The sequence below is a fragment of the Streptomyces sp. NPDC056480 genome (genome assembly GCF_042795405.1).
Taxonomy (GTDB): domain Bacteria; phylum Actinomycetota; class Actinomycetes; order Streptomycetales; family Streptomycetaceae; genus Streptomyces.
Genome location: NZ_JBHTSA010000207.1, coordinates 1 through 7353, shown reverse-complemented (window position 1 = coordinate 7353; position 7353 = coordinate 1). Strand labels below are relative to the sequence as shown.

Genomic DNA, 7353 nt, shown 5'->3' with positions numbered 1-7353 from the left:
GCGCCGATCCGGCGCGGGCCCGCTTCTCGTACGACAGCGGCTGCGGCCGTCAGTCCTGCTTCTTCCTGCGGGTGCCGAAGACGATCTCGTCCCAGCTCGGCACCGCCGCGCGGCGGCCCGGGCGGACGCCGTCCGCCTCGGCCTGCCGGTCGGTGGTGCCGGTGAGCCGGTCCCGGTGGCCCGAGACCGCGCGCGGCATGAGGACGTCGGCGTACGCGGAACCGGCGCCCGCCGAAGCCGCCGGGGCCGGCGGCTCCTCCGCCTCGGCCTCTTCCGAGGGCTCCGACGAGTCCGGCTGCTCGGGCACGACCATGTCGCCGCGGAAGCTCGGCACGGCCTCCAGGAGGCTCGTCAGGGAGTCCCGCTCGTCCTCCGGCTCGGCGGACGCGGACGCCCGCTCCAGCTGGCGGTGGTCGAGCTGACGGTCAAGGGCGCGGTCGAGCGGCCTGTCCCGGGGCAGCCGGGCGATGCGCGGCACGAACGGGAAGCTCGGCTCCGGCGCGGCGGCGATCGTGTCGTCCGTCTCGCCGATCAGGGCACGGGCCTCGTCGTCCACGGCCTGGACGAGCCGCCGGGGCGGGTCGTACGTCCAGCTGGCCGTGTGGACCTCGCCGGCGACGCGGTAGACGAGCAGCACCTCCCAGGTGCCGTCGTCGCGGCGCCAGGAGTCCCACTGCACGGTGTCCTTCTCGGCGCCGCGCAGCAGCAGCCGCTCCTGCACCGCCTCGCCGAGCTGGGGACCGCTGTTCTCGCCGGGCCTGCGGACCGGGGTCTTGCGGGCCCGCTCCGCCATGAAGGCGCGCTCGGCGAGTACGGGGCCCTCGAAGCGGCGTACGCGGTCGACGGGGATCCCGGCCATCTGGGCGACCTCCTCCGCGGAGGCACCGGCTCGTATCCGTGCCTGGATGTCGCGGGGGCGGAGGTGGCTCTCCACCTCGATCTCGATCTGGCCGAGGCGCGCGCGGTCGTTGCGCACGGCGGCGCGAAGCCGCTCGTCGATCGGAAGTGTGTACTCCGTGCTGTCAGCAGCCTTCAGCACCAGTCGTGTGCCGTCGTTGGAGACGGCCACGACACGCAGTTCGGGCATGGGGACCTCCCGGGTGGTGCCTGCCGACGTCACGTGCGTCGCTGCTTCCGCTAGTCGAGTGTGGCCTGCCCGGGTGCAGCCTGCCACTACCTTGCCGAGTTGCCCGGCGTGTCGGGCGTGGACCCTGGGACGCCGTTATGACACGGTTACCTGTTGGCTACCCGGAGTGACAGGCGGTCACTCTGTGCAGTCGGTTCCCGTGCGATGCCGCCGCGCCGCCGGTCGAGCGCCGTGTCCGGCCCCCTCCCCTTGATCCCGGGCACCCGTGAGGGCGTCCGGACCCAGGGTTCGTCAATGTACTCCATTCGGGCCACCTGGGTGGACCGGCGCGCCGCCCAACTTTGCGGGCGGTACGGGAGTTGAGTCTCCGCGATCTTCCCCCTTACGTGTCGCTCTTCACAGAAAGAGCAGAAACGGAACTATTCCCTTCGCCCATTTGTCCCTTCTGGGTGCAAGGCGAACAGATGAGCCATCAGGGGCTGGATCAGGGGTTGGAGATGCGTCACAGGCCGGATACCGACTCGGACGAGCGGGAGGAGACGGAGAGCGGGAAGCGGAGGATCGACCTGAGCGTGGCTCAGGTCTCGGGCAGCGCCCTGGCCGCGGTCATCGCCGCCAAACTCGCCTCCACCCTCGGCGTGTACGGCACGATCCTCGGCGCCGGTGTGATCAGTGTCATCGCCACCTGCGGCGGTCCGCTCTTCCAGCACCTCTTCCGGCGCACCGGCGAGCAGGTGCGCGACGCGACGGTCGCCGCCAAGCCGAGGGCCCGTCAGGTGCCGCTCGCCCCGGGGCCGCGGAACGACGACCACACCCTGATGCTGGGCACGGTCCGGGCACCCGCCCCGTACGCCGATGGTCTCGACGAGGAGTTCGGCACGGCGACCACCCACGGCACCCGGGTCCGCGGCTGGAAGCGCCCGGCGATCGCCGCCGCGCTCGTCTTCGGCGTCACCATGGGCGGCATCACCGCCTATGAACTCGTCTCGGGGCAGGACTTCAGCGGCAAGCAGGGCACCACCACGTTCGGATCCGTCGTCCGGGGCGGTGGCGGTTCGGGCCAGGAGGCACCGCCGGCCGGGGACGAGCACCCCTCGACCGCGCCCTCCGGATCCGCCGACGGCACCGGGCGTCCCGACGACGGCGCCGGCAGCCCCTCGACGGGCGCCACCCCGACCCCGGGCGACCAGGACGGCGGGCGGAACGGCACCGCGACCCCCTCGCCGGAGCCGACGCCCTCCGAGTCGACCGGCGGCGAGCCGACGCCCACCCCGACCCCCACGGCTCCGACGACGGAGCCGACCGCCCCGACGCGGGAACCGACCACCGGGACGGTCACGCCGGAGACCCCGACGGCGCCGACCCCGGCGGGAGCCGGGGACGGAACCGCTGTGGGAGCCGAGTGACCGTCAGTCGCCCAGGACCCGGCGCAGATAGTCGTTGGCGAAGAGCCGGTCCGGGTCGAGCCTGTCCCGCAGCGCTGTGAACTCGGCGAAGCGCGGGTAGACCCCGGAGAGGTAGGCGGCGTCACGGGTGTGGACCTTGCCCCAGTGGGGGCGTCCCCCGTGCGCCGTCATGATGCGCTCCACCGCCGTGAAGTACGCGCGGTGGGGCGTTCCCCTGTAGAGGTGGACGGCGATGTACGCGGTCTCCCGGCCCGAGGCCGTGGACAGCGCGATGTCGTCCGCCGGGGCCGTCCGCACCTCCACCGGGAAGCTCACCTTGAGCGGCGAGCGCTCGACCATGGCCTTGAGCTCGCGCAGCGCGGCCACCGCCGCCTCGCGCGGAAGCGCGTACTCCATCTCCAGGAAGCGCACCCGGCGCGGCGAGGTGAAGACCTTGTACGGGATGTCGGTGTACGTACGGGCCGACAGCGCCCGGCTGGAGAGCCTGGCGATCGAGGGAATGGCCGGCGGCACCGCCTTGCCCAGCGAGCACGCCACCTGGAAGAGCCCGTTGGAGAGCAGCTCGTCCTCGATCCAGCCGCTGACCCGGCCGGGGGGAGCGGCGGGGCCCGCGCTGCGGTTGTTGCGCTTGGTGTTGCAGTTGTCCGTGTGGGGGAACCAGTAGAACTCGAAGTGCTCGTTCTCCGCGTGCAGCGCGTCGAACTCCGAGGTGACCCGGTCGAAGGTCATCGGCTCCTCGCGCGCGGTGAGCAGGAAGACCGGCTCGACCGCGAAGGTGATCGCCGTGACCACGCCGAGGGCGCCGAGTCCGATCCGGGCGGCCGCGAAGACCTCCGGATTCTCCTTCTCCGAGCAGGTGAGCAGCTCGCCCGAGGCCGTCACCAGCTCCAGCTCGCGGATCTGCGCGGCGATCGAGGCCGAGTCGCGGCCCGTGCCGTGCGTCCCGGTGGAGGTGGCGCCGGCGACGGTCTGCTCCATGATGTCGCCCATGTTCGTGAGCGACAGGCCCTCCCTGGCCAGCGCCACGTTGAGCCGCTTGAGCGGGGTGCCCGACTCGACCGTCACGGTCATCGACTCGCGGTCGATCCGCCGGATCCCGGTCAGCAGACCGGGCCGGATGAGGACGCCGTCGGTGGCCGCGATCGAGGTGAAGGAGTGGCCGGTGCCGACCGTCTTCACCCGCAGCCCGTCCTCGGCCGCCCGGCGCACCGCCTCGGCGAGCTCCTCGGCCGAGGCCGGGCTCACCTCCCGCACGGGGCGGGAGGTGACGTTCCCCGCCCAGTTACGCCACGGGCTGTCCGCCGTCCTGGTGCTGCCCGACCCCGCTGTTGTCGTCCCGCTCACGCTGCCCCTCCCGGTTCGGCGCCGGCCTGCTCAGCCGGCGGTGTCCGAGGAGACCCACCGCGACCGCGAGCGCACCCGAGACGACGGGCGCCACGTACCCCGCCTCGGCCCCCGACGCGTCGACCACCCAGCCGGCGGCCGAGGAGCCGAGCGCCACGCCGATCGCGAGGCCGGTACCCGTCCAGGTCATGCCCTCGGTCAGCTTGGTGCGCGGTACGTGCGCTTCGACGAGGGCCATGGTGGTCACCATCGTCGGTGCGATGGACAGGCCCGCGACAAAGAGCGCCACGGCCAGCAACGGCAGGTTCCCGGCCAGTAGGAGGGGGATCATACTCACGGCCATCGCGCAGATGCCCAGGAGCCAGCGGCGGGACGGGTCGCCCTTGAGGTGGAGCAGTCCGAAGACGGCGCCGGCCAGACCGGAACCCAGCGCGTAGACGGCCAGGACGAGACTGGCGGCGGCCTTGTGGCCCTGCTCCTCGGCGAAGGCCACGGTGACCACGTCGACCGAGCCGAAGATGGCCCCGGTGGCGACGAACGCGAGGGCCAGGACCTGCAGGCCGGGGGAGCGGAGCGCGGAAGCGGTCCTGCCGCCCTCATGGGGGTGCGGAACCGGCTCGGTGGCGCGCTGCGAGGTCAGCCAGAAGACGCCGACGGTGAGGAACACCCCGGCGAACAGCGGACCGGCCTCGGGGAACCAGGTCGTCGAAAGGCCGATGGAGAGGATCGGGCCGAAGATGAAGCACACCTCGTCGACGATCGACTCCCAGGAGTACGCCGTGTGGAGGCGCCGCTCGTCGCCCCGGTAGATCTCCGCCCAGCGGGCCCGGGTCATCGCGCCGACGCTCGGCACACAGCCGATCACGGCCGTGAACACGAAGAGCGTCCAGTCGGGGGCCTGCTGCTGCACGCAGAGGAGCAGGCCCGCGGCGGCCACGAGCGAGACCAGGGTCACCGGGCGGAGCACCCGGCGCTGGCCGTGCCGGTCGACGAGCCGGGAGAACAGGGGGCCGAGGACCGCGGCGGACATCGCGAGCGCCGCCGAGAGGGCGCCGGCGAGCCCGTACCGGCCGGTGACCTGCGAAATCATGGTCACGATGCCGATGCCCATCATGGACAGCGGCATCCGGCCGAGGAAGCCTGCGACGGAGAACGACGCGGTGCCGGGCGCCTTGAAGATCGCGCGGTAGGGACTGGGCAAGAGGTTCTCCGGATCTCCGTGCTTCGGAGCGGGCTCCGCACGACGACTCAACACGTGTAATTAATAGCTAAAGCCTACGGTGTTGAAGTCGATGGGTCATCCCCCTTTTTCGGACGAGCGCGGGACGGGCCCGCGCTCGTCCGGCGGGACCGCCGGACGCCGGGCGCGACCGCCGGACGCAGGGCACGACCGCGGCACGAGACCGCCGGTCGGGCGGCGTCGGACGGGCCGCGCCGTTCCGCACCCGGGACGGGTGGGAGGATCGGTGCCATGTCCGATCAGCACGATCCCGCCCCGTACGACGCCCTGCTGCTGCTCTCGTTCGGCGGCCCCGAGGGCCCGGACGACGTGGTCCCGTTCCTGGAGAACGTGACGCGCGGCCGAGGCATCCCGAAGGAACGGCTCAAGGAAGTGGGGCAGCACTACTTCCTCTTCGGCGGCGTCTCCCCGATCAACGAACAGAACCGCGCGCTCCTCGACGCGCTGCGGACGGACTTCGCGGGCGCCGGCCTGACCATCCCCGTCCACTGGGGAAACCGGAACTGGGCCCCGTACCTCACCGACACCCTCCGCGAGATGATCACCGACGGCCGACGTCATATCGCCGTCCTCACGACCAGCGCGTACGCCTCCTACTCCGGCTGCCGCCAGTACCGCGAGAACCTCGCCGACGCGCTCGCCACCCTCGAAGCGGAGGGGCTCCCGCTGCCCCGGGTCGACAAGCTCCGGCACTACTTCAACCACCCCGGATTCGTCGAACCCATGGTCGAGGGCGTCCTCGCCTCTCTCGCCGAACTCGACCCGTCCGTCCGCGCCGGCGCCCACCTCGCCTTCACCACCCACTCCATCCCCGACTCCGCCGCCGACTCCTCGGGACCGGTCACCGAGCACGGCGAAGGCGGCGCCTACGTCCGCCAGCACCTCGACGTCGCCCGGGTGATCGCCGACGCCGTCCGCGAGCGGACCGGCAACGACCACCCCTGGGAGCTCGTCTACCAGTCCCGCAGCGGCGCCCCCCACATCCCGTGGCTCGAGCCCGACATCTGCGACCACCTGGAGGCACTGCACGGCGCCGGTGTGCCCGCGGCCGTCATGGTCCCCATCGGCTTCGTCTCCGACCACATGGAGGTCCTCTACGACCTCGACACCGAGGCCACGGCCAAGGCCGCCGAACTCGGCCTGCCCGTCCGGCGCTCGGCCACCGTCGGCGCCGACCCGCGCTTCGCCGCCGCCGTCCGCGAACTCCTCCTGGAGCGGGCCGCACACGAGCGGGGGGCCCGGTTCGAGCGGTGCGCGCTGGGCGCCCTCGGCCCTTCCCACGACCTGTGCCCGATCGGTTGCTGCCCGGCCAGGGCGGAGCGCCCGGCGGCGGCCGGCGCCGACAGCCCGTACGCGTGAGGAACCCCGTGACCGAGATGCCCGACGACGTGACCGAAGGGACCGACGTGACCGACCCGCTGCTCACCGAACTGCTCGACCTCGCCCTGGAGGCCGCACGGCGGGCCGGAGCGCTGCTGCGCGACGGCAGGCCGGACGACCTGGCCGTGGCGAAGACCAAGACGAGCCCCATCGACGTCGTCACCGAGATGGACATCGCCGCCGAGAAGCTGATCACCGGCTTCCTCGCCGACCACCGCCCGCAGGACGGCTTCCTCGGCGAGGAGGGCGCGTCGAGCCCCGGCACCAGCGGGGTCCGCTGGGTGATCGACCCGCTCGACGGCACCGTGAACTACCTCTACGGACTGCCCACCTGGGCGGTCTCGATCGCCGCCGAACGGGACGGCGAGACCGTGGTCGGCGTCGTCGAGGCCCCGATGCGCGGCGAGACCTACCGGGCGGTCCTCGGCGGCGGCGCGTACGCCGACGGCGGCGCCCGGGCCGACGGTGGTGCCCGGGCGGACGAGCGGCGCCTCGCGGTCCGCCCCTCGCCCCCGCTCGACCAGGCGCTCCTCGGCACCGGCTTCGGATACGTCCAGGCCCGGCGGGCCCACCAGGCCGATGTCGCCCGGCAGGTGATCCCCCGCGTCCGCGACATCCGCCGCGGCGGCTCCGCCGCCATCGACCTCTGCGACGTCGCCGCCGGCCGCCTGGACGCCTACTACGAGCGGGGCCTCAACCCCTGGGACCTCGCCGCGGGCGCCCTGATCGCCCGCGAGGCGGGCGCGCTGACCGGCGGCCGCCCGGGGGAGCCGGAGTCCGGCGAACTGGCCCTGGCGGCCCCTCCCGGCCTCTTCGAGCCCCTCCAGGTGATCCTGGAGGAACTGGGCGCCTGGCACGACTGACGGACGCGTGAGGGCCCCGGTGCCGGGAACGGC

General features: G+C 72.9%; 6 protein-coding genes. 3 read left to right on the top strand and 3 right to left on the bottom strand.

Features of this window, described 5'->3' with window-relative positions:
• Nucleotides 1-49: 49 nt before the first annotated feature.
• Complete coding sequence (gene sepH, locus ACFQ79_RS39615) at nucleotides 50-1087, bottom strand: septation protein SepH (protein ID WP_383593000.1); 1038 nt, start codon at nucleotides 1085-1087, stop codon at nucleotides 50-52.
• Between the two features lie 497 nt (nucleotides 1088-1584).
• On the opposite strand from sepH, the gene ACFQ79_RS39610 reads away from it, so the two are divergent.
• A complete protein-coding gene (locus tag ACFQ79_RS39610) occupies nucleotides 1585-2493 on the top strand; it encodes a hypothetical protein (protein WP_383592997.1) in 909 nt (302 codons plus the stop codon).
• Nucleotides 2494-2496: 3 nt separating this feature from the next.
• Here the strand turns inward: ACFQ79_RS39610 and ACFQ79_RS39605 are convergent, their stop codons facing one another.
• Nucleotides 2497-3837 carry a D-arabinono-1,4-lactone oxidase gene (locus tag ACFQ79_RS39605; RefSeq protein ID WP_383592994.1) on the bottom strand — a complete coding sequence of 447 codons (1341 nt, stop codon included), beginning with the start codon at nucleotides 3835-3837 and terminating at the stop codon, nucleotides 2497-2499.
• Nucleotides 3776-5038: an MFS transporter gene (locus ACFQ79_RS39600; protein WP_383592991.1), complete on the bottom strand. Its 1263-nt coding sequence runs from the start codon at nucleotides 5036-5038 to the stop codon at nucleotides 3776-3778. The genes ACFQ79_RS39605 and ACFQ79_RS39600 overlap by 62 nt, the downstream gene beginning before the upstream one ends.
• Before the next feature lie 270 nt (nucleotides 5039-5308).
• On the opposite strand from ACFQ79_RS39600, the gene ACFQ79_RS39595 reads away from it, so the two are divergent.
• Both ACFQ79_RS39595 and ACFQ79_RS39590 read left to right on the top strand, forming a co-directional pair.
• Nucleotides 5309-6436, top strand: a complete 1128-nt coding sequence (locus ACFQ79_RS39595) for a ferrochelatase (protein WP_383592987.1) — start codon at nucleotides 5309-5311, stop codon at nucleotides 6434-6436.
• Between the two features lie 47 nt (nucleotides 6437-6483).
• Nucleotides 6484-7320, top strand: coding sequence for an inositol monophosphatase family protein (locus ACFQ79_RS39590; protein WP_383593003.1), 837 nt, complete (start codon nucleotides 6484-6486; stop codon nucleotides 7318-7320).
• Nucleotides 7321-7353: the final 33 nt, after the last annotated feature.